15 protein-coding genes and 3 pseudogenes are annotated in these 22478 nt (G+C 68.6%); 14 read left to right on the plus strand and 4 right to left on the minus strand.

Annotation, left to right across the window (positions count from 1 at the left end; all coding sequences use genetic code 11):
- Positions 1-188: 188 nt before the first annotated feature.
- Complete coding sequence (locus tag OG310_RS35900) at positions 189-497, minus strand: WhiB family transcriptional regulator (RefSeq protein ID WP_329453815.1); 309 nt, start codon at positions 495-497, stop codon at positions 189-191.
- A gap of 1054 nt (positions 498-1551) precedes the next feature.
- On the opposite strand from OG310_RS35900, the pseudogene OG310_RS35905 reads away from it, so the two are divergent.
- From OG310_RS35905 to OG310_RS35915, 3 genes and pseudogenes are all read left to right on the plus strand, one after another.
- Positions 1552-1745 (plus strand): annotated as a pseudogene (locus OG310_RS35905) (alpha/beta fold hydrolase); the annotation flags it as partial.
- Between the two features lie 238 nt (positions 1746-1983).
- Positions 1984-2415 carry a hypothetical protein gene (locus tag OG310_RS35910; protein WP_329453814.1) on the plus strand — a complete coding sequence of 144 codons (432 nt, stop codon included), beginning with the start codon at positions 1984-1986 and terminating at the stop codon, positions 2413-2415.
- Positions 2416-3017: 602 nt separating this feature from the next.
- On the plus strand, positions 3018-3299 hold the full coding sequence (locus OG310_RS35915; protein ID WP_329459969.1) for a hypothetical protein: 282 nt from the start codon (positions 3018-3020) through the stop codon (positions 3297-3299).
- 86 nt (positions 3300-3385) lie between these two features.
- Here the strand turns inward: OG310_RS35915 and OG310_RS35920 are convergent.
- Together OG310_RS35920 and OG310_RS35925 are read right to left on the minus strand one after the other, a co-directional pair.
- Positions 3386-4192, minus strand: a pseudogene (locus OG310_RS35920) (DnaJ C-terminal domain-containing protein); the annotation flags it as partial.
- On the minus strand, positions 4086-4967 hold the full coding sequence (locus OG310_RS35925; RefSeq protein WP_329460529.1) for a hypothetical protein: 882 nt from the start codon (positions 4965-4967) through the stop codon (positions 4086-4088). The gene OG310_RS35925 and the pseudogene OG310_RS35920, both read right to left, overlap by 107 nt.
- Before the next feature lie 933 nt (positions 4968-5900).
- Between OG310_RS35925 and OG310_RS35930 the strand changes: the two genes are divergently transcribed.
- Together OG310_RS35930 and OG310_RS35935 are read left to right on the plus strand one after the other, a co-directional pair.
- Entirely contained in the window at positions 5901-6296 is a 396-nt protein-coding gene (locus OG310_RS35930) for a hypothetical protein (RefSeq protein WP_329453813.1), read from the plus strand.
- A gap of 2033 nt (positions 6297-8329) precedes the next feature.
- Positions 8330-12475, plus strand: coding sequence for an NACHT domain-containing protein (locus OG310_RS35935; protein ID WP_329453812.1), 4146 nt, complete (start codon positions 8330-8332; stop codon positions 12473-12475).
- A 153-nt stretch (positions 12476-12628) separates the two neighbouring features.
- Here the strand turns inward: OG310_RS35935 and OG310_RS35940 are convergent, their stop codons facing one another.
- A complete protein-coding gene (locus OG310_RS35940; RefSeq protein ID WP_329453811.1) occupies positions 12629-13816 on the minus strand; it encodes a pentapeptide repeat-containing protein in 1188 nt (395 codons plus the stop codon).
- A gap of 576 nt (positions 13817-14392) precedes the next feature.
- Here OG310_RS35940 and OG310_RS35945 point away from each other — a divergent pair.
- The 9 genes and pseudogenes from OG310_RS35945 (at position 14393) to OG310_RS35985 (ending at position 22228) form a co-directional block, all read left to right on the plus strand.
- Positions 14393-14758 carry a hypothetical protein gene (locus OG310_RS35945; protein ID WP_329453810.1) on the plus strand — a complete coding sequence of 122 codons (366 nt, stop codon included), beginning with the start codon at positions 14393-14395 and terminating at the stop codon, positions 14756-14758.
- A complete protein-coding gene (locus OG310_RS35950; protein ID WP_329453809.1) occupies positions 14737-15018 on the plus strand; it encodes a sigma factor-like helix-turn-helix DNA-binding protein in 282 nt (93 codons plus the stop codon). Before OG310_RS35945 ends, OG310_RS35950 begins: the two co-directional genes overlap by 22 nt.
- Complete coding sequence (locus tag OG310_RS35955; protein WP_329453808.1) at positions 15015-15689, plus strand: hypothetical protein; 675 nt, start codon at positions 15015-15017, stop codon at positions 15687-15689. Before OG310_RS35950 ends, OG310_RS35955 begins: the two co-directional genes overlap by 4 nt.
- Positions 15690-16133: 444 nt before the next feature.
- A pseudogene (locus OG310_RS35960) lies at positions 16134-16448 on the plus strand (Pycsar system effector family protein); the annotation flags it as partial.
- Positions 16449-16902: 454 nt separating this feature from the next.
- Positions 16903-17640 (plus strand): hypothetical protein, encoded by a 738-nt coding sequence (locus tag OG310_RS35965; RefSeq protein ID WP_329453807.1) that lies wholly within the window; start codon positions 16903-16905, stop codon positions 17638-17640.
- A 101-nt stretch (positions 17641-17741) separates the two neighbouring features.
- A complete protein-coding gene (locus tag OG310_RS35970) occupies positions 17742-18032 on the plus strand; it encodes a hypothetical protein (RefSeq protein ID WP_329453806.1) in 291 nt (96 codons plus the stop codon).
- 45 nt (positions 18033-18077) lie between these two features.
- Positions 18078-18530 carry a hypothetical protein gene (locus OG310_RS35975; protein ID WP_329453805.1) on the plus strand — a complete coding sequence of 151 codons (453 nt, stop codon included), beginning with the start codon at positions 18078-18080 and terminating at the stop codon, positions 18528-18530.
- Positions 18531-18817: 287 nt separating this feature from the next.
- Complete coding sequence (locus OG310_RS35980; protein WP_329453804.1) at positions 18818-19786, plus strand: hypothetical protein; 969 nt, start codon at positions 18818-18820, stop codon at positions 19784-19786.
- A 225-nt stretch (positions 19787-20011) separates the two neighbouring features.
- Positions 20012-22228, plus strand: coding sequence for a DUF262 domain-containing protein (locus OG310_RS35985; RefSeq protein WP_329453803.1), 2217 nt, complete (start codon positions 20012-20014; stop codon positions 22226-22228).
- Positions 22229-22478: the final 250 nt, after the last annotated feature.

Genomic DNA, 22478 nt, shown 5'->3' on the forward strand with positions numbered 1-22478 from the left:
GGGGCAGGGCGCAGGCGCGGGGGGACATCCCGAACGCTGCGCCGGGCCGGACCTCGCGAGCCTCCGCCTGGCTGAACCCTCCAGGAGGCGCCTCGTTCAGGCAGGAATGCTGACAATCAACGCTCGGCGATCGGGAGCTCCTGCCCCTGAGGAGGCTCGCAACGGCAAATCCGATGTCCCGCCGCGCCTCATAGGGCCGTTCCGTGTCGACGACATGAAGCCCTGCCGGCTTCGTCGCGGGCGGCTTCAAGCAGTTCACGCCAGGAGGCAACCGTGGGGCGCCGCTTCAGGACGGCTCGGCGCTCCCGTTCTGTCATCCCTCCCCATATGCCGAACTCGATGCGTTCGTCCAAGGCGTAGGCGAGACACTCGGTACGCACCGTGCAGCCATGACAGACGGCCTTGGCGCGGCTTTGCGCTGCCCCCTGCACGAAGAGGTCATCCGGGTCGGAGACACGGCAGGCGGATCGGATTCGCCAGTCATAGTCCCAGGTCATGCGGCACACCGCCACAGTTGAATGACAGTCATGCAAACACCATAGAAAGTGAGGGCTCGCCAGGGACAGCACAAGTTGAACGGTCACCCAATCGGGTGGTTGATGTGATGTACATCTAGCTTCGAGTGCAGCGGCGATGGAAGGCTCGACCAGATGCCCCTGCGGGCCGCTGCGTCGAGTCGTCGTCCTCAAAGCCCGGTCTCGACCTGGGCCCAGCCGGCGCACGAGCGGCATGCCGAGACGTCGTTCCCAGCAGACCGCGAGGCGCTTGACGAACCTGCTCACGACTGCGACATGGATACGGCCGCAGTGACCGCATCGCGAACGCATCCAGAGTTCAACTTCATTCAGCACTCGGTCATTTGTAGTCATTCATTGTGATCATTGGACTATCGGTTTGACCCTCGGTGATGAGCGGGTCGGGTCCACGTCACGGACGCCCGCCGACGCCTCGTCCCCGCTGTCCCACAGCCCAGTCCTGCAGAGCCACGGCGCGGGCAAGCATTCGCCTGACCGAGTCACCCGGCTCCAAGACCCGCCGCCGCCGGCGGCAGGGCAGCCCTCCACAGGGCTGCCCTGCCCGATCGCCCACGACGGTCCTTGCTTCACCGCTGCCACGCCGCGCTCGCTCTTGGCAGGAGGAGCATCGGCCTCGGTACTGGCACGTGATCCGATAGGGTCCAGCTATGTCCTACATCTTCGTCCGTGTTCGGACTGCCTAAGACGCATGCCGCCGAGTCGTTCATCGACCGGCGCCAGTTGAGGAACCCGCAGGAGACCACCGCGGTCTCACGGCACTGCCCTGCAGGTATCGCTCGACCTTGACCGTCGACGCGCACCGTCGCTGGTGAGCGCTTCCACGCTATGTGCTGCCCGTGAGGGGAAGGCACACGCTGGTTCGTCGCTTTCACCGGCCTGTGCGCCCGGCCACTGAACCGCGACGCGCCTGGTGACAGGTGCGCCCGTTTCTCCTTCAGCTTCGGCGGATCACCGCGCCGGCATCGCCCCTCAGGTATGCCTGCCGCGCCGCCCACCGGACATTGGACTGACCCGTATGACATCCGTCTCCAGCAACTCCCCCCGCCCGCTGCCCGCTCGCCATGCGAGTACCACCTTCGTTCTCGTGCACGGCTCTGGCTCCAGCTCGTTCATGTGGGCCCCATCCAGCGCGAACTGGCACTGCTCGGCCATCGCAGCTTCGCCGTCGACCTGCCCGGGCACGGCTTCGACGCCCAGTACCCAGCCGCCTCATCAGATTCGATCACAGAGGGCCCTTGGCCGGGCCTGTGACGGCCTGATTGCTGCCTCGTGATGGGTTGGGAGCTGCGGGCCATGGGCGACTGAGACGACCAGGGGCGCCACTGACGTCGGAGGACAGGGTAGATTTCAGCCAGGTTAAGAGCATTAACGAGCCACTTTATTCGAACGACATTCGTTCGGCTCGCCGAGCTTGCCAAGCTGACCCCCAAAATCACGGGGAGGAACCATGTCAGCACCCTTCTTCCGTCGAATCATGACGGCGATAGCAACCACAATCCTTGCCCTCGGCGCCGCCTTCGCCGCAACGAGTCCGGCGCAGGCCGCATCAGGAAACGGTCCCGGCGGAGGCGACGACTACCAAACCATCACGTGGTACGCGAGCGCAGGGGGTCGCTGTGAGGGAGAGGTCCGCTATCTGAATCAGTACGCCTACGGTTTGTACATCAACGCACAGGTTGCCGTCGGTTGTACTTTCTGGATTGAGCGCTCCAGTGACGACGGCTACACATGGCCCGGCGTCTTCTATCAGCGTTCCCTCTCCACTACCAGCTCCGACTACTCGTCCCCCGGAGTGCTGGACAGTTCGGCCTACCTGGCTCGGGTGTGCTTTCACTTCAACGTCAGTGGTGCGGCACGCCACTGCAGCAATCCGATCTGATTGCTGAGCTGATCTGTCACAAGGTGTGAATCGTCAACCGCTGCGGTTGCGCCTGATGTGCTGTGAGCGGCGGCAGCAGTGGGGGCCGCAACCAAGTCGGTCGCCCGTGCAGGCGGTCCTCCTGCCGCGGGGGCACCGGGCGACACGCTGGTTGCGGCTGCCCAGCCGCCTGTGCCGTGCGGGCACGCGGCCGCGGAGGCTTCCGCGCGGGCGCGTGCTTGCTGACCGCGCCCGAGGGCGAGGTGTGCTTCGGCCTGGTGGAGGGCGAGTTCACCTTCATCGAAGCCGAAGCGTCCGGGCGCAGCGCCGTCCGGGTCGGCTTCGAGTTCGTGCAGCGCGGTGTGCAGGGCGTCGTCGGGGCGCTGGAGGCGGGCGAGGGCCGGCAGGAGTGCCCACGCATTGAGCTGGGCCCGGGGCAGGCCTGCGGGGGCGAGATGGGTGCCGCGTTCGGCGTAGGCGAGGGCGGTGTCGTAGCGTTGGGTGGTGCGGGCGACCATGCTGTGCGCGCCCCACGCCCAGGCGGTCAAGCGGTTGTCGCCGGTGCGTTCGCCCCATGCCGCCGCGGCGGACAGGTGGGTGCGGGCACCGGTGAGGTCGTCCAGATGGAAGGCCAGATTGCCCAGGAGCGCGGAGAGCCAGCCGATCTGACGCTGCCGGACTCGGACCCGGGCCGCGGGCCGCGGCCCGGGCACGCGGCCCGGGAGCTGGTTGGCGGCCCGTTGGACGGCCTCCTGGTCGACGTGACCGGCTGGGACACCGAAGCCCTCGTGGAGGGCGCGGCGCTGGTCACTGAGATCGGCACCTACGGCCCGGGCGGCCGGGCCATGTATGGCCCCCGCAATGGCGAGCCGGGCAAGTGGGACTGGGAAGGCGACACCCCCTGAGTCACGTTGGTGCCCCGGGGCAAGCTGAAGTGTCGAGCAGGAGGCTTCCCATCCCTCCTGGCTGGTCTGCCGATGGGGCAGGGGGGTCAGCCTGTGAACGCGTCCTTCAGCCGGGAGACCAGGCCTTGCTGGCCTGGCTGGAAGTGGCCCGGCGGGCGTTCTTCGCCACCCCGTAGGCCTCCCAGGTCCCGCAGGAGACGCTCCTGGACTGGGCTGAGGTCGGTGGGCGTGCGCACCTCGACGTGGAGGAACAGATCGCCGCGTTCGCCCCTGCGGAAGTGGGTCACGCCTCGGTTGTTGAGGGTGATCTTGTCGCCGGATTGCGTGCCGGGAGGGATGTCGATGTCTTCGAGGCCGTCCAGGGTTTCCAGCGGCACCTCGGTGCCGAGTGCGGCGGCCACCATCGGGATGGTGACCGTGCAGTGGAGGTCGTCGCCCCGGCGTTGGAAGATGGGGTGCGGTTGCTCGCGGACTTCCAGGTACAGGTCGCCGCCTGGGCCGCGTTCGCCTTCACCGGCGAATTGGATTCGGGTGCCGTTGTCGACGCCGGGTGGGATTTTCACGCTGAGCGTGCGGCGGATGCGGACGCGCCCGTCGCCGGCGCATTCCGCGCACGGGTGTGGGAGCAGGGTGCCGAAGCCCTCGCACTTGGGGCACGGCTGCGGAGATCCTTCCGAGTTGCCGGAGGACGGCCCCGCGAAGACGCGACCTTGTCCGAGGCAGTCGGGGCACACCGGCGCGGTGGTGCCTGGCGCGGTCATCTTGCCCTCGCAGACCTGGCAGACGTCAGCTGTCTCCACCTGAACGTCCCGGATGATGCCGAAGGCGATCTCTTTGAGGTCCAGCTCCACGGGGATCATGGCGTCCTGCCCGCGGCGTACTCGCGGCAGGGGGAAGTGAGGAGTCTCCCAGGCGGCACCCGCCGGGGGCCGCATCCTTGCTCTGGCTGTCCGCGGCGTCGTTCGCAGACCTGGCTTCGTTGGCTGCGTCCGTGATGGCCTGCTCACGTATGCGAGCAGCATCGGCGGCGGCCTGTTCCCGTTCCTGGCGGGCTTCTTCGAGCTCCCCGGCGATCCGGGTGTGCTGCCGTGCCTTCTCGGCGGCGGCCTGGTCGCGGTCTGCCTGGGCCTCGGCCAGGATTTCCTCAGCCCGCGCGAGCGCCACCGCCTCGATGGCCTCCGCCTTGCGGTGGGCGTCGGCCAACACGGATGCCGTCGCTTCTTCGGCAGCCGGGTCTTTCGGGTTCGTCGGCTCGCCCTCAGGCGCAAGAACTAATGCGGGCCGCCCGCGCGCAGCTCGGCCGCGGACGGAGCTCTCGCGCATGAGGTCCAGCTCGCTCCACCGGTGGCGCCAGAGCTTCAACTCGTGTGCTTGGTAGGAGGGAGGATCACATGGCCGGCCGTCTTCTCCGTGAGCGAGCAGGGTGCGGACGAGCGCGACCAGCGTGGGCAGCTGCGGGAGCCTGTTGCCGTTGAAGATGCCGCTGACCGTGCCCTGGGGGAGGGGACGCGCGGAGTCGATCTGCTCGGCGCGGCGGGTGATGTCCCGGTAGGAGGGCTTGCCCCGGTCCCTGCACAGCTGCTTCAGGTCCTGCGCGAATGCGGCAAGTCCCCTGTCGAAGTCGCCTTCGTGTGGTCTGTCGCCGTCGTTGATGTCGTCCACCTGCATCCCCCCGCACCCTGCGTGAGCCCAGCGTAGGACCGGGAGAACGGAACGGTGCGGAACTCCGCTGAACGCGGTGGAACGCCTCCTTTCGTTCGATGGCGTTCCTCGGTGCTCGGCCTTCTGCCGTTCCGTTCCACAGGTGCAGGTCAGAGCCGTGTGAGGCGCTTTCGTAGAGGTACGACGTACTCGGCTGACGGCCCGTGCACAACGGGGTCGTCGGCCGGCGTCTCCTCTTCAAGGGAAACGCGAGGGCCGCGCCCGCCTGGGGCAACGGCTTGTCCCAGGAAGGGGTGTCGGGCCCGTGGTGGGCTCGGCAGGTTGGGGCCTGCCTGGCAGATGTCGAGTCCAGACAGGCAGGCCCCTGGACCCGAGAGGCCCACTGTGAACGTAACGCTGAACCTTCCCATCGTCCTGGTGGCGGTCATCGCGATCGTCGCCGGGGCGATCGTCTACCGATCCCTTCCCGCCCACGGACTGGGCGCTGCGGGCACCCCCTCGCGGGGTGAGCGACTGGCCGCGGCCGTCGTGACGACCGCCGGCGTGATCACCATCGGGGCCTTCCTGCTGACCGGTGTTCGCCAAGGCGGAGCAGAAGGAGTGTCCGGACCGGCCCCTGCAGCGGCCACACCGGTATCGACTCCGTCGGCCGGCGGGGGCGCCCCTCGATGACTGTGTGCGGGCGCGGGCATGCGTGCCCCTTCCGCGCGGCCGCCGGCGACTACGTCCCCGGCGGCCGCGCCATGTAGGAGCCCCGCAACGACGTCCGGCGAAGTGGGACTGGGAAGACGACACCCCCTGAGTAGCGCCTGTTCAAGGGCCCGCGACTGAGCTGTATTTCGCGTTCCGTATCGTTTCGTCAGTGACGAAAGAGCCGGTGAGTGACGAGCAGGAGCGGCGGTCGGTGCGCGAGCAGCTGGTCGCGCGCACGTGCGCGTGGTGCGGGAAGCCGATGCCCTACAAGGGCACGGGGCGCCCGCCGAAGTACTGCGGGCCCGCTCACCGCACGCGGGCCTACGAGCTGCGTACGGCGCAGGCCGTGCCCGGCGCCCGCCGGACGAGGGCGGCCTCACGCGGGAGCCGGCGACGCGGGTGGTGGAGCGCACGGAGACGATCGTGCGCACGCTCGTGCGCCGGAGGCCGGGCGAGGTACGGGAAGTCCCGGCGGCCCGGCTGAGCGGCGAGCCGTACACCCTGCCCGAGGACGCGGTGGAGTGGGCGCAGGCCCTCGCGCAGCTGCGTCGAATCGCGATGGCCGGCGGCGTGCCGGGTGTGGCGCGTGAGCCGCTGGCGCGAGCTTGCGAGGCGGCGGCCCGAGCCCTACGGGCCGCGTGAGCGACGAAGGGCGAGATGCGCCGAGCCGACCGCTTCATCCCGCAGGCGGGTGCGGGCGCGGGAGCGCCAGTCGCGGCCTCCACTGATGTGCCGGCCACCGGCCTCACCGGTGTTCCGCCGTACGCGCCGAGGCGTAGCCGCGTTCTGCCGGTGCGGCCGGCTGCGGCGTGGTGCTTCTGGTGGCCCGCTGGTTTGCCCATCGTGGTGAGGCGGGAGACGTCTGGTGCCCGGGCGGGCGGTGCCGGCCGGGTGGAGACGAACGCGGCTGCCGACCGGGCCCCGGCCGGCAAACCATTCACCAGGGCGGCTGCGAGCAGCCCGGCCGCAGTGGCCTTGGTGACGATCCTGGCGCGCATGGCGTTCACTGTGCCGCCCGGATCCGCGGTGCCGGCGTCGGCGCATGGCCGGGACACTGCAACGGGTGACCATGGCGGCCGCGGGTGGATGACGCTCGGACGGCATGGCCCGGCCGGGCGCCTGCATCTGGTCGCCCGCACGGCACCGCTATCTGCGGCCGACCGCGCCCAGCTCGGTCCGCTGCTCACCCCCGCCGGGCCCGGGCACCCTGGCAGGGCGTCACCTTCAGCGCGTCGTGGGGATCACGCGAGCCCCTGGAGTTCACGCCTGTCCAGCCCATGCTCGCGGTCGAATTCCGCACAGACAGTGCTGTCGACCCAGTGCGGACGGACGACCGGGGCGCCACTGACAGCCGGTCCGCTTCCTACGGCCGCGCACCGACACGGCAGCGGACAGCCTGTGAGCGCTGCCACCGGTAAGCCTCGCGTCGGCGACTCCGTCCGCGTGCGAGCCGGTCAACTACTCAAAGGCTCCACCTCTCGTGGGTGATCACCAGACATGCCTCGTGACGGAACCATGCCAGGCGTCGACTGCCCCGACGTACGAGCACTCCGAGCGGCGTGGTGAGAGCACCTTCCGCGCCGGCCCCGCCCTGATGGGCACGCAGGCCCAAGCCCAAGCCCGGGAGCGGGGGTTGGGCCGCCTACGATGACTCAGTGACCGACCGCCGCACGCTTGGCTCCGGCCCTCAGGACTCCGCCCACAGCATCCGCGGCTCCCAGGACGACCTCCTCAACGACCTGCCCGGGACCCGCATCCCCGACCTTGACGCCCTGCGAGCCCGGGGAGTCCTCGGGGCGCGCACGCGACGTCTCCGACTCCGCGGCGACGCCTCGGCGCCGGCAGTGGTGGCCTTCGGGAAGCGCCGGCCGGCATCGCTGACTGACGCCCTCAAGGCGGAAGGGTCTCTCAGTGCCAGGCGGTGCACACGGTTGTTGCGCTCGGGGACGATCCGCAGGTGCGCGCCGCGTAGCCGGGGCCGTCATAGCGCCAACCGCCCGTGGTCTGCTGAAGGCTCTGCGCATGCGGGTCATCCGTGGACCCGGCCCGGACTGTGTAGGTGCCCACCCGCCGGGTGCGGCCGCCGTGACGCGCAGCGGGCTGGGATCCTCGACGTCGCCTGGTCGGTAGGGACCGGGCCGATGCGGCACGCGAGCCAAGATGCAAGGTCCGGTGCGGCCGGCGGGTGTGCGGCGAGCGAGCGCAGGGGGATCCCGGACCCTGCTTCGGGGCGGCCGCGGCCGCGAGCGTGGCACCCGCAGAGGTGGTGCCGGTCGGGTCCGGGGGCCGGCGTCCCCTGCCTATGTCAGCCACGTTCTGGATGCCTGCGGCTTCCCGCCCACATGATCCGGTGCACTCGCCTGCTCGACCTGCTCAACACTCTGGATCCCAAACTCGTCGCAGCCGCATTCGGTATGGGGAGGCTCCGCACCATGACTACCGCCTGGAGCAGGGGGCTCCCTTGCTGTTGTGTCCTCACCACCGCGGTGAGGACACTGACCGGGCGTGTGCACCGTGCCCGAGTTGCGGAACAGCTCCATGTGGGTGTCGGATCACCGAAGCAGCACGCGCGCGGGTCGCAGTTCGTGGCTCGAGAGCAATGAGTGCCGGGGGCGGGGCGTATGACGGGGTGGACGGAGTTTTCGTGGCGGCGCCGGGTGATCCCGGTGGGGGAGATGCCCGGACTGGACCGCTACGGGTGGCCGCTGCTGACTGAACGCCGGGGTCGTTCTGTGGCCGGCACACTGGCAGACCAGCGGCACGTGCCGGTTCTGGTCCTGCACGGTGAGCGGGGGCTGGGCAAATCCATGGCCTTGAAGCAGGAGCAGGCGGCGCTTGCCCACGACGGTGCCTGTGCCGCCTGGGTCGATCTGGGGGCCTGCACCGACGCCGGAGAAGCGGACAGGCAGTTCGACCGGGCTTTCCTGCGCCCGCCAGGAACCCAGGGCTCGTGGTACGTCCTGCTGGACGGCCTGGATGAGGGGCTCAACGAGTTTCCGGCGCTGGACCGGAAGTTGGCCACGCACCTGGAGGGACTCGGTGCTGTCGACCGTGCGAATCTGCGGCTGCGGATCTCCTGTCGCACCGCCCGCTGGCCGGTACGCCTGGAGGACAGGCTGCGCCGCCTGTGGCCAGCTGACCAGACATCGGTCATGAGCCTTGCCCCGCTCAGCCGTGAAGACGTGGTGATGGCCAGTGAGGCCACGGGCGTGAGCGACACCGAGGAGTTCACCACCGCCCTGCGGCACCGCGGGCTCATCGCACTGGCGACCAGCCCGATCACCCTGCGGCAACTCCTGCACGGCTACACCGACACCGGCGCGCTGCCGCAGACTGTCGGCCAGGCCTATCGCGATGCGTGCCTGCACCTGTGTGCGGAGACACGCCGTCCCAACTCGGCGCAGCAGCTTCATGCCCAGGCGGCACCGGAGCACCTGCTCACAGTCGCCTCGCGCGTTGCGGCCGTGCTGCACTTCGGCCCGTACGCCGCGTTGTCCGACCAACCGGACCGGTCCGGGGCACCGGCCGGCGACCTGCACCTGTCGTCGCTGATCGGCGCCGAGCCTGGGCCTTTGGGCGGCACCATCGCGTGCACGACCAGCGAACTGCGGCAGATCACCGAGTCCGGGCTCCTCGCCCCAATAGGGGAGCTGCGGTGGACGTTCGCCCATCGCAGCTATCAGGAGTACCTGGCCGCACTCTTCCTGCGGACCCGGGCGCTGGCCCCGCCAGTTCTGCGCGAGTTGCTGTGGATCGGGAGCGGGAAGAGCAGGCATGTCCTGGAAGCACATCAGGAAGTCGCGGCCTGGCTGGCCACGGACGACGACACGGTGTTCGAGGACCTCCTGCGCGATGATCCGCTGGCGCTGCTCCAGGCCGACTTGTCCGCGCGCGGCCCCTCAGACCGCGCCCGAGCCGCCGAGGCCCTGCTCGCCCTGCTGGCGCAAGACGACACCCTGCGACTCGACCACGCTCAGTTGCACCGCCTGGACCATCCCGCTCTGCCGGACCAGCTTCGCCCCTACCTGTCGCCGACCACCGCACCTCATCTGGTTTACGCGGCGGTGAGCATCGCCCAGGCATGCCGCCTCGACCAGCTCAACGACGCCCTCCTCAACGTGGCCGAGGTCGCGGAAGATCGCCCTGCCGAAATACGCCGCGCCGCTGTCGAGACCGTCACCGCCCCCGCCGCGCCGCAACTGCTCCGCCTTCGGAAACTGGCCGAGACCCCCTCTCCGGAAGTGGTTGCGGCAGCCCTCGAACACCTCTATCCGGCACATCTGAGCGTGACAGAGCGCCTGGCCCTGTTCCGCGATCCGGATCCGGCACACATCGGAGCGGCCTACCTGCACCGCCAGGCTGTTCCCGAGGGCCTGGACCCAGCGACGATCATGGAAGCGGTGACGTGGGCCGGTGCGGTCCTGGGCGATCCCGACACCAGGGCCAGCCGTGCCCTGGCCCTGGGCGTCCTGGCTCGCGCGGTCACTCTGGCCGAAGACGCCTCCATTCCCGCAGACGAGATCCTGCCACTGCTCGGTGATGCCTTTCTCGGTATGGCCGCGTGCGAGGACGACCTTTACCATTACCGGCTCCAAGACCACCTCAGGGCGCTGGACACCACCCTGGCGTCGGCCGTGTGCACCAGGCGCCGCCTGACCCTACACCTGCTCGCCACCGCCGGGCCCGGGCAATGGTTCGTCCTTCTCGGAGTCTTCGGGGCAGGGCTCCTGCCTGCGGACGACGTCCTGTACTGGATGGAGCACTGGGACCTGCTGGAAGGACTTCCCTCGCAAATGGTCCGCACGGTGGTGCGGTTCGGACCGCCGGAAGACGCCCTGGAACGACAGCGGGCAGAAACCGCTCGGGCCGCACACCCGTCCCTCGCAGAGTTCACCGCCTGGTGGGACGCGCCACCTGCCGAAACCCCCAGGCACACGCGCATCGCGGAAGAGCGCGAACACCGACGCCGAGGCAACACCTACGACGAGTCAGACCTGCGCGGCGCCCTGCACGCCGCACGCACCGCTGACAGCACTGAGGTCCGCGCGGCGTGGGCCAGGGTGCTGAACCAGCTGCAGCGCACGCCGGACGGCGCCCAGCCCCGCTCCTTCGAGCCACTGCTCACCCTGGCGGACCTGGCGCCTTCCCGCCCACTAGCAGGCAGCGACCTCGCTGGTCTGCTCGCCGAGACTGCTCTGCACGTACTGCGCACGGCCCCTGTGGTGACTGTCGATGATCTCGTGGCAGACGGGGCGGACGTTTGGCGGGTCCCCGAGCTCGCAGCCTTCGCCGTTGCCGGCGATCCCTCGCAGATCTCCTGCGATCCGGACAGGTGGGGCGGCTGGGCTCTGGCCCTGGCAACCGTCCACACCCATGACCAGGCATCGCAGGACCTGAAGCGCGATCTCCTTCGGCGGTGCCCGCAGACTGCCGAGGACGGGCTCCGGAAACTTCTGCCGACGATTCTGGATGCCGTCACTGAACACACCGTCCGCAGTGTCGCGCGCTCCCTCGCCCACTTCCCCGACTGCAGGCCCGCGTTGTTGTCCTGGGCCCGGAATGCCGACGTCGACCCGGAACGCTGGCATGCCGTCCTGGCCGAGCTGTCCGCCGTAGGCGACCGTGACGCCACCGACCAGCTGGCAGTCGCCTTGCGGGACGATCCCGCAGACCACAAGCCGGGCACCCCCGCCAGACGGCACTGGACGCTGGCCTGCCAGACCCTCCTGCACGACAAGAACCTCGCGGTGTTCTGGTCGGATATCAGCTGCCGCCTCACCGATCCCGTCATTCTCACGGACTTCCTCCATGTAACCGCCGGGAATCCGGAGGCGGTATACGGATGGCCGTCGGGGCTTGGCCAATTGTCAGAGGACGACCTGGCCGGCCTCTACCGGCTGATCTGCGAACAGGACGACCTCGCCGCATTGCGCATCTGGCCGTGGCGTACAGGTTTCGTCGGAGGCGACGAGCGGGTCGCCGAACTCATCCAGGCTCTGCCCGAGCTCATCGCCAGGAAGGAATCCACCCAGGCGGCCGCTGTCCTGGATGACCTCGCCAGCAGCTACAGCGACGTGCCGGCCCTGCGAAGGCTCGCGCGCATCACCGGCCGCATCGCAGCCGCCTCCCTGGCCACTCCCGTCGCGGCCAAGGAACTCATCACCCTGGCCGACAACCACAGGCTCCGCCTGGTACGCGACGAACACCAACTGCTCGAGGTCGTCCTGGAATCCCTCCAAGCCCTACAAGACGACGTTCAGGGCGACAACGGAACGTCCGTCAACCTATGGAACAGGGACACGGACCGTTTCACGGCCAGCACCAAGTGCTGGCCGTGCTGGGAAGACGATCTATGCGACGCCGTCACGGCCTTCCTCCGCCGCGACATCGGCACCCGCGGCATCATCATCAACCGCGAAGTGGAGATCAGGCGCTCGGGCCTGCCCGGGCAGCGCACCGACATCCACATCGACGCTCCCGTCTCCGACGGCAGCGACCGGCCTGCCCTGAGCTTGATCATCGAATGCAAAGGCTGCTGGAACAACGAGCTGAAGCACGCCATCCCACGCCAGCTTGCCGCCTACCTAACCCGGCCCTGGACAGCCGGCCTCCTCCTGGTCGGCTACTTCGACTGCACCCGCTGGAACCACCAGCGACGCAGCTGCCCTGTAACCGACCACAGCCTCCAGAACGTCACCGACACCCAGAAATCCCAGGCGGCCCGGCTCAAAGACCAGTTGTCGCTACCGGTCGACGCCTTCATCCTCGACTGCCGACTCCCCGGACCAGAAAGCGACTGGCGCAAAAGTACAGCGACCTGACCGTCCAAGGGGCGCCCCACGGGGATCATGCGTGCATGAGCGCCTCGGCCCGCCCCTCGCCCCCCACCGTCCGTCGGCCCGGTCCTACCGAGCGGGTGGGGTTGTTTCCGCGGCAGGCCGAGGGCGTGCAAAAGGCGGCGCGTCAGACGCCCGTCACGACGTCGGCATGTGCATATGCCAGGCCAGAGGTAGCAAGAGCCCCCCTGGTACGGGTTGCCCGGTGGGAGGCACCAGGCCGACAGGCGGAATAGAGCCCGTTGCTTGCGAGAATCGGACCGTGCTACCTGAAAACCGCGCACCGGTGAAGTCAACCGTGCTGCGGGAGAAGTCAGCCATGACGAAGGCGATAGTGCCGCCAGAGAACCATGCGCCGGTAAATGTGACGGTGCTACCGGAGAAACGTGCGTGGGTGAAGTCGACGGTGCCGCCGGAGAACCGCGCTACGGTGAAGATGAGCGTTCCTCCGGAAATCTCCGCAGTGGCGAAGGTGACGGTGCCGGCGGAGAACCGAGCGGCGGTGAAATCGATAATGCCGCCGGAGAACCGAGCGTCGGAGAAATCGACGGTGCTACCGGTGAACCGTGCGTGGGTGAAGTCGACGGTGCCGCCGGAGAACCGCGCGCCGAACTGAACGGTGCCGCCGGAGAACTCCGCGGCGAAGCCGACGGTGCCGCTGGAGAACTCCGCGTCGGTAAAGGTGACCGTACCGTCGGCGAAGCGCGCCCCGGTGAAGACGACCCTGCCGCCGGAGAAGACGGCTCCATCGAAGCTGCCGCCGTCGAAATGGCACCCCGTGAAGTCGAGGTCGTGGCCCTGCCAGGAGTGAACGTGCTCGCACGAGAGGCGAAGGTGGTCGCGGATGAGGCGGATGACCGTGTGCCGTACTTCTCGCACCGCCAGGTATGCATGCCGAGCATTCTGGTCGGCGGGGTCCAGGGCGGCCTCCGCCGTATAGGGGAGCCGGAGGTAGGCGCACAGGACGTCGATGCAGGTCTGGCGCAGTTCGCGGGTGGGGGCGTCGTCGGCGAGGCCGGCCAGGGCGTGGACGCCGCCGAGCTGTACCGCGGGCGAGGCGTCGCCGAGCTGGGAGACGGCGGTGGTGAAGCGCTCGTTGTGCAGGCGGGTGGCGTCTCGCAGCGCGCCGTCCTCGTCGACGCGCTGCCGCCGGTATGCCACGACGAGGGCGACGAGCGCGCCGGCGCCGGCCACGACGCCGAAGGACAGTTTCACCAGGTCGAACAGCGTTTTGGAGTCGATGCGGTGCTCGGGCTTGAGGCCGTGCGCGTCGAGCAGGTCCCAGCCGGCGAAGAAGACTGCGCCGGCCACGACGATGGCCGTCACGAACGTCAGGGTCAGGACAGGTCCGACGGGCCATAAGCGCAGTCCGCGCTGTTCGCTGCGGCGCCTCGGCAGATTCACATTCACACAGCAGCAGACCCGTCACACGGCCCGGCGGTTGCACCGGTCTCGCTACGCACCGGCCGCGGGCAGACGCGTGGGCCGGCCGCGCTGCCCCGGGCGGCCGTGAAGCCTTGGGGCGAGCCGGGCGTGCGCCGCGCGTGGGAGGGGGCGGGGTGGGCGAAACGTGCCTGGTCTACGTCAGGTTCGGAAGCAGGGCGGTCAACTGCGGAGTGACGTCGGTCACTTGCTGCAAGTGCAGATGCACTTTCCCTTTCGGGTGCGTGGAGTTGTGCCTGCTCAGAGGGTGGTTTGCGTGCATTTATTGAATATGGAACTACCTAGTGTGTGCATCTGATCATCTGTGAGTGATTTTTTTGGGTTCCGGGTTGAGTGTTTCGGGCGTCTTCTCGACATCGTGAGGGGTGTGGAGCTCTCGCTCCGCCGGCGCATGCTTCTTGCTGTGCTGCCCTAAACGAAGAGGACCTGTTTGATGGAGACAGCACGCTGGAGGCTCGCGTGAACGACGACGACGCCTTCGAGGGCACCTCGCCGGAGTCCGGGCAGCGGCCCGTGGGCGAGCTCCGGCAGCTGCCGCTGGACTTCGAAGCCCTCTACCTCGGGCATCAGGAGTTCTTCCACGCGTTCGCCGAGATCCACCTCGGTGGCCGCCGCACCGCCGAGGAGGTCGTGCATCGCGTCTTCCAGGACATCCTGGCCACCTGGGGCCAGCTGCTCAGGAAGGGCGACCTGGAACAGCAGACCCTCGCGGTCCTCACCCGCCACGTCCAGGCCCGCCTCGTCTACGACCGGCGCGACCCCGCCTACCTGTTCGACGGCCCGATCCACGAGGCCGCGCGGGCGTGCGCGAGCAGTTGGAGCTGACGGAGAGTGCCACCGGCCTCTACGACGCGATACACGCCCTGCCCGGCCGCCAGTTCAACGCGATCGTCATCCGCTACGTCCTGGGCTACTCGACCAAGCAGGTCGCCCGGTTCATGGGCCTGGACGAGCGGACCGCCGGCTACCACCTGCGCGAGGCGAAGAAGCGCCTCGCCACCCAGCTGCGCGTCGACCTGCGGCCGACCCGCAAGTCCAAGAACACCAAGAGCACCCAGTCCAAGGGGAAGGGGACAGCCGAATGACCGTCACGATCGAAGATCTCCTGGAAGGCGCGGCGCTCCCGACCACGGCGCCGGAGCGGACCGGCTTCGACGTCGGGGTCGGGCTGCGCCGCCTGGCGGCCGAGCCGGTCGCGCCGGCCGACGACGTCGCCCGGGCCACCGCGGCGAGTCAGCGGCTGTCGGTGGTGTGCCGGTGGATCATCAACGCGCCGGACGCCGGGGCCCAGGTCGACCGCCTCGCTGACCGCGCGGACGAGGAGCGCCAGGAGGTGGCGCCCGTCGACGGGGAGCTCGTCTTCGCGTGCCTGCTCTTTCTGGCCGGGCACCCGGAGTCGGCGAAGTTCTGGTGGCAGCTCGCGGCCGGCGCCGGCGACCGCGTGGCCGCCTACTGCCTCCACCAGCACCACCTGGCCCTCGGCGAGGACCGCGAGGCGCGGCACTGGCGCCACCAGCTGGCCGAGGCCCTCGCCGAGGACCGCGGGACGGAGGTCGTCGACGACGTCTTCCTCGACAGCATGGGCCTGGTCGCCCAGTGGGTGCGCCGCAACGGCTCGAAGGCCCACCCGCCCACCGGCGACCTGGAGATGGAGGTCGACCGCCTGGCCGACGAGGACGAGCAGACCTGCGGCATCGTCCACCTGCCCGACCACCGCCTGGCCCGGCGCATGATCCGCGAGTTCACCCGCCCCTGACCGGGCAACCGGCCGCGGCCGGTACATGCGAAAGGGAGCCCTCGTCCCGGCACCGGTTTGCGAGGCCAACAGCCGGGGGGCTCCCTGCGCGGCATCCGCCCCACCTCAACGAAAAAGGAGGAACACCCTGTGAGCGAGACTAACAAGGCCGGCCCCCGGGCGGACTGGCTTGAGCAAAACGAGCGCGCCGCCTCAGGCCGGCGACGGCTCGCCGCCCGCCGACGCGACGCGCAGGTCTACGTCGTGCGCGGGGCGGCGTACGGGATCGGCAGCGGAGCGATTGGTCTGCTGTCTGGTGGGCCCAGCACCACCTCTGATCCGTGTGCATGAGCGCGCGACGTTCCCCGACCCGCGCTCAGAAGAGGGGCCCGGGAGCTACGCTCCGGGCCCCTCTTCCGTTTCCGTCTCAAGCCCACCTGCGCAGCGGCCTGTCCGAGGACGGCGGCCGCCGCGTGGCCGGGCGCGCTCGGGGCCCTGGCCCTCATCGCCTCGGTGACACTGTCCCTCCTGCTCATCCGCCCCCGCCTGCGCGGCAACGGCTTACAGGACCGCGGCTCCTTCGCCTTCTTCGCCACCGCGTCTGAGGCCGCCCTGACCGAGGACCTGACGACGGATTGCCGCCGCGTCCGCCTCCAGGTCCTCAGCGCCCTGGCCCTGCGCAAGATGCGGGCCCTGACCCCTCGCGTGCGACGCCTGCCTCGCGGCGGTCGTCACCATCGCGGCCGCGATCTGACAAATCCGTTAGTGATCACTAGATGAGTGATGTGCTGGCCTGGGTATCTAGTGATCGTTTCAGGATTTTTTGCTGTGGTGTGGTGCGTCTCTGAGCTGGGGTTTTCGTGGAGGTGCGGAAGCCGGAGGGGCTCTGGAGTGCAGATTCAGTGATCGTCTTGGAATGTAGTGATCGGCGTGGGATTTCTCTATCGCTGCGTGGTTCAGGTGGATTGGTCTGTGCTGGTCAGGGGGCTGGCGGGCCGTGTCTGAGTGGCGGCAGGGTCAGCGCCTGGCTTTCCGGAGCGCTGGCCAGGGCTGACCGAGCTGTGTCGGCCCGCGACGAGGAAGCCGTTCTTCGACGTACTGATGACGCGGGTCGATCCCGGTCAAGGGGCGGGGCTGCGAAGGTGCTCAGTCCAGTTGGGGCCAATCCGCGTCCGTGGTCTCGTTCGTGCCGTTTCCCGGTGGGATGTCAGTGCCCGCTCCTAGTCTTTCCGTCATGACATCAGCGATGCCCAAACGGCCGGTCAGTGAACTCCCGGGCGATCCCGCCCGTCTTCACCTCCGCTACGGCCACGGACATCCCGCAGTGCCGTACGACTCCGAGGACACCCTGGAACCCTGGCACGTCGCGGTCACTTACGGGACGGCGGGCGACGAGGAGTGGGAAGACGATGAAGAAGGGGGCGGCCACGCTCCGGCCGCGGGCTCCGAGATCGGGCACCTCATCCTGTGGAGGCTGCGTGACTACACTGGCGACAACCGGTGGGAGGCGGCAGACGCCGAATCCGGCGATCTTGAGGTAGTTGTCTCCGCCGTTCTTGGCCGTTCCGGACGCACGGGCTACAGCGCCGCGTTCGAGAAAGTGGTCACACATCCTGTCGGCGATCTGCTGATCCTCGACCGCGTCAGCCTGGACAAGGCGTGGAGGGGTTTCGGACTCGGCCCGGCGCTGGCCGTCGAGGCGATCCGCCGTCTGTCCGGGGGCTGTTGCGCGGTAGCGGTGTTTCCCGGCATGGGCGAGTACCCCGAAGACCGCGAGCAGGTCACCGAGGCCTATCGGCTCCAGGCGAAGAAGAAGATCGCCGCATTGTGGGAGAGCATCGGCTTCCAGCCGTTCCGCCGCGGGGTATGGCTCCTGGACACTGCCTTGCGCCGACCGGAGGAACTCATGCAGGCCCGGCGCGCTCAACTGCGCGCGCTCGGCACGGCCTTCCAACAGCCCGGGTCCGTCTGAGAGCGGCCCCGGCGGACGCCACGGCTGGCACAGACGGCACCGGCGCGTGCCGGCGAGACCGCGTACGATCCGGCTTTTCCTGCGGGCGCCGCATCGCGCGGATGACACGAACAGCGACGAAACAGACAGAGGGGGAGCGGGGCATCGTGGGGGAGCGGCAGTCGGTGGACGAGGACATCCAGGATGCGCTGGACTGGGCACGGCAGCGCCTCAAGGAGATGGGCGTCTTCGAGGCGGAGGACGGACTGCGGTGGGCGGCGGCCCAGGGGCTCGTCCTGTCCGTGTGGCGCAATGGTCCGATTGAGGACGCGCACGCCTCCCGGCCGACCAGCCGGCGCAAGGCATTGCATGACGGGACGATGTTCGCCCGCAACACCTGGCTCACCCGGTAGGCGTTCGACGTCCTGGGCTCCGACGACCAGTTCCGTCTCTATGAGTTGGAGGACCTGGTCCTGGACCGGGACATGGTCTGGCCGGGCTGTGAGGGGACCCTGACGGACTTCGGCTGGGGGTTCCTCGGAGAGATCAAGAAGCAGGTGAAACAGCGCATCGACATGTTCAGGCACTTCGAGAAGAGCCTGCCGCCGGACGACTTCCTCGTCTTCGCCGGTGCTCCACGGATCGGGACCCACGACGACCACTACGGGATGCCGAAATGGCCTGCCTGCGTGGAAGCGGCGGTGCGCCGGCTGCGCGGCGAGGACGAGGAGTTCTGGCGCGTACGGGGCGACTTGATGACCCGCATCGGCTCTGCTCCGGCTGCCGTCACCGCGGACCTTGAGGCAACCCGGAAACGGTTGCTGGAGTCGCCGTGGGAACTCGGCGCCGAGAACCTGGGCTGGTTCTCCTGGAACCCGATCCTGCAGCCACCGGACAGGACGACACTCTAGATGCGCCGTGGCCGGCGACCGATGAGTTGTCGAACCTCGGCGCATCGACGAATTGCCCCACCGACGTCGCCGTTTCGGCGGAGACTCCGCTACTGCCGCCCCGGCCTGCCTTCGGTCGGCCGGGGCGCGTCCTGCTGGACCTTGGGTGCCACAAACCGGTCGCAAGCCCACCCGGTTGCGACTCTTCGTGAACGAAGCGGCACCGGCCTTGTCGCTGCATCGGCCAGACCATGAACCAACGCAGTCTTCCCCTCACCCGCGACTGCCCCGCGGCCTAGCCTGGCCAGGTGCAGAGCGCCTTGGCAGATTCTATTCCCGTCGGGCTGATGAGCCGCTACAACATCCCCGTCGACCGGTTCTACGGCCGGCAGATGGATGTGGTCACGCGGCCGGACCGCACCCACGTACACAGCGATCGCAGATGCGGTGCCCGGCCAAGCGCCCGCCCACGGGAAGCACGTCGTGCTCGCTTCGACGCGGACATCGCATCCCGCATGTGCGGATGCTGCCGGGTGGAAACCGTTACCGCTGACAACTCTCTGTCGGATGTCCTCGTCGACCTTGTTTCACTCTGTGAGCTTCTCGCCGAAGAGGCCGAGGAAGCAGAGAGCCGGGAAGAACCCGCCTACGTACCGGACTTCCTGGGGCCGAACTTCAACTGGGATCACTGGCGGACCCTGCAGACTGAGCTGTCGCAGACTGCACACGGCCTGCAGGCGCACCCCTGGCTGCACGACTGGGCCCGCTCCACGCTGGAACGCGCCGTCGCCTGCGTGGAACGCCGGTGTAGAGAACAACAGAGCATCATCGAAACGGCCCTACTCCACCAGGCCACCGTCGAGCTGCAGCAGGTTGGAGCCACCACGCAGTCGGCACGAATCTGGCAGGAGTGGCGGCAGCGGCAGGACTCGACCGACAGCACCAGCCCGGACTATGCCGCCTACGCCCTCAGCGCCCGGCTTCAGCTCTCCGACAGAGACACCGCCCACGCTGGCGCGGAGAGCGTGGAGGTCAGCGTGCGGCTTCCTCCCCTTGGAAGCGACCCAGACGCATGCACCGCGGTGGAACCCCTGTCGCTTTGGGAGACCACCGCGATCGTGGCCTACACGACATCCGCCGACTGGATCCGGGGCATCGTCACCCTGGCCGCGCCGCCCATCATCGCGCAGGAGCTGCTGAACCCGGCCAGGGCACTCGACATCTTCCACCACCCGTCCGGTGCAGGCCGCAAGCCACCACCGTCCCCGGCCCAATGACCCGGTCGGCCCGTCCAGAAGGCAATCCGCGGAGCAGCAGCCGTCGTGCGGTCGCCGGCGGCTGCATGGGCAGCAGCATCGCCCGGCCCTGACGGGCTGGGGACGACATAGTCGCCTGCGCCGATGTTTCTGCACGCTGCCGACCAGACTCCCGCGCCGTCTGTACGCCGCGGCGCCGGATTGGGAGCATGACGGGATATGCCTGGCAGGTGGAGGGGTGGTTGCGTGGGGGCGGACGAGATCAGGTCTCAGGGATTCAACCTGAATGAGCTGTTCCGTGACGTGACGTACGAGATCGACTACTACCAGCGTGACTACACCTGGGGTGACGAAGAAGTCCGCACCCTGCTGCGGGACTTGTGCGATTCGTTCAAGCACTGGTTGGGCGACTCCGCGTACCGGCGCCGCCCCCACACCGCGCCGCAGTACTTCCTCGGCCCCTTCGTCTACCACGAGCCGTCGGAAAAGCGCCGCTTCCTCGTCGACGGTCAGCAGCGCTTCGTCACTTTGCACCTGCTCTTTTTGCAGCTGAGACTGTCGGCCCAGGAAGCCGGTGATACCCACACGGTCGACCAACTCAACCGTGTCATCACGACCGACGGGAAGCACTTCAGCGTCGCCATCACCGACCACGACCCCGTCTTGCAAGCCGTCAGCGAGGGCCGCAAATACGAGGCCGGCGCGGGGGACTCCCTCTCCCGCCGCAACCTGTGGGCACGCGGCCAGCAGATCGAATCCCAGCTCGCCGAGGAACTCGACGCCGAGAAACTCCACCCCTTCACCGAATGGCTCCTGACACGCGTGGTCCTGGTGGGCATCCGCGCGGCAGGCCCCGACCACGGCTACCGCATGTTCGAGACGATGAATGACCGCGGCGCCCGCCTCACCACCGTCGACCTCCTCAAGAGCCATCTGCTGTCCAACGTCGGCTCCGCTGAAGATCAGCTGAATACCCAGTGGCAGGAGATGCTGCGGGAACTCTCCACCGACCGCGATGACCCCCAGGCGGCATCCCGCTTCCTCAAGGCATACCTCCTTGCCCGCTGCGCGCGCGAGGACTGCGACGAGGACCGCCGCCAGATCACCACCAACCTCAACGTGTGGGTACGCCACAACGCGGAGTACCTCGGCCTGACCCCGGGACGCCCCGATCACTTCCTCAACTTCGTGCAGAATCTGCTGAGGACGGCCCGTCTGTACAGGCCCGTCCTCGCCGCCACCCGCACCCTGAAGATGGACGGCGACCGCCTGGAGACGGTGCTGTTCAACGAGCGCAACGGCCTCGGCGTCCAGTCCGTCGCCGTGCTCGCTGCCATCGCCCCCGACGACCGGCCCACCGACGCCAAGGACAAGGGCCGCCTTGTCGCCTCCTACATCGACCGCTGGTACGCCCTGCGGATCCTGCAGGATCTGCCCGTCCAGTCCGCCGACGCCGACGCCCTGGTCCACACCGAGCTCGTCCCCCTCCTGCGCGGCTGCCGCACCGTCGCCGACGTCGCCTCCACACTGGGCGACCTCGCCCAGCAAAACGGGAACCCGGTGCGCGAAGCAATCACCCTGGGCCTGCGAGGCAACAACGCCCATCAGATCCGCTATCTCCTCGCCCGCGCCACCGCTTACGCCGACGAGGCCTGCAAAAAGCCCTTCGACATCCTCGCCTACCTCGACCGCGACCAGTTCCACATAGAACACCTGTGGGCCAACCACCACCATCGCGTCGCCGGTGACATCCCTGACCCGGTCGTCTTCCGCAGCCGCCGCAACCAACTCGGTGGCCTCGGCCTGCTGAGGGGCCGAGAGAACTCCAGTATCAATGACCTCCCCTTCGGCGACAAGAACCGCCTCTACGCCCGCAACAACGTCCTCCTGGGCGTCATGGCCCCTGAATACGATCACCGCAACCCTGAGCTGCGGGACTTCATCAAGGCACACCAACTCGACAAGCACATGCGGGCCTTCGGGCCGAGAGAGACCATGACCACGGTCATCGAGACCCGGCAGGAGCTGTATCTGCGCCTGTTCGAATGCATCTGGAAACCCGAACGCCTGGGGTTGCCCGTCTCTGCTGCCGTTGCACCTCCGCAACGCGACGCCAGCCAGCCGGTCGCCCGTCCGCGCCAGGCCCCTCCACGGCGCAGAGCGGCTTCTGGCCGACGCACCGACGTGGCCAGGATGATCGACGCCCAAGTTCTGACAGCCGACACCCGGATCGTGCTCACCTACCGCGCCACCGAGCACTGGGCCACCATCGACGCGAACGGCGGCATCATCCTCGCTGCGACCGGAGGCACGCCCTACGGCCGGGTCGACGAGGCCGGGGCCGTCGCCCGTGGCACCAAGACCTGCCAGGGCATGAACGAATGGCACATCGAAGACGAGAACGGAGTACGCGTCAGCCTGCGAACCATCCGTGACCGCGCGGCGGCGGCCGGCGCGCTGTAGCCGGTCAGGCAGGTCTGTCGACGGCTACCCCGATCCCGGTCAGCGAAATGAGCGAGGGATCGCTTCGGCAGAGTATGTCCTGGAATGGCGAGCAAGACGGTCGAGGCTGTGCTGTTTCCGGGGATCGATGTGCGAGTGGAGCGCGTCAGCGACTCCTCCGACGTCCTTGTGGTGGACGCGGTGTCCACCGCGCGCCCGGGCCGGTGCCCGGACTGCCGGAAACAGGTGAGGCGCAGACACAGCACGTACC

This window comes from Streptomyces sp. NBC_01497, assembly GCF_036250695.1.
GTDB lineage: Bacteria > Actinomycetota > Actinomycetes > Streptomycetales > Streptomycetaceae > Streptomyces.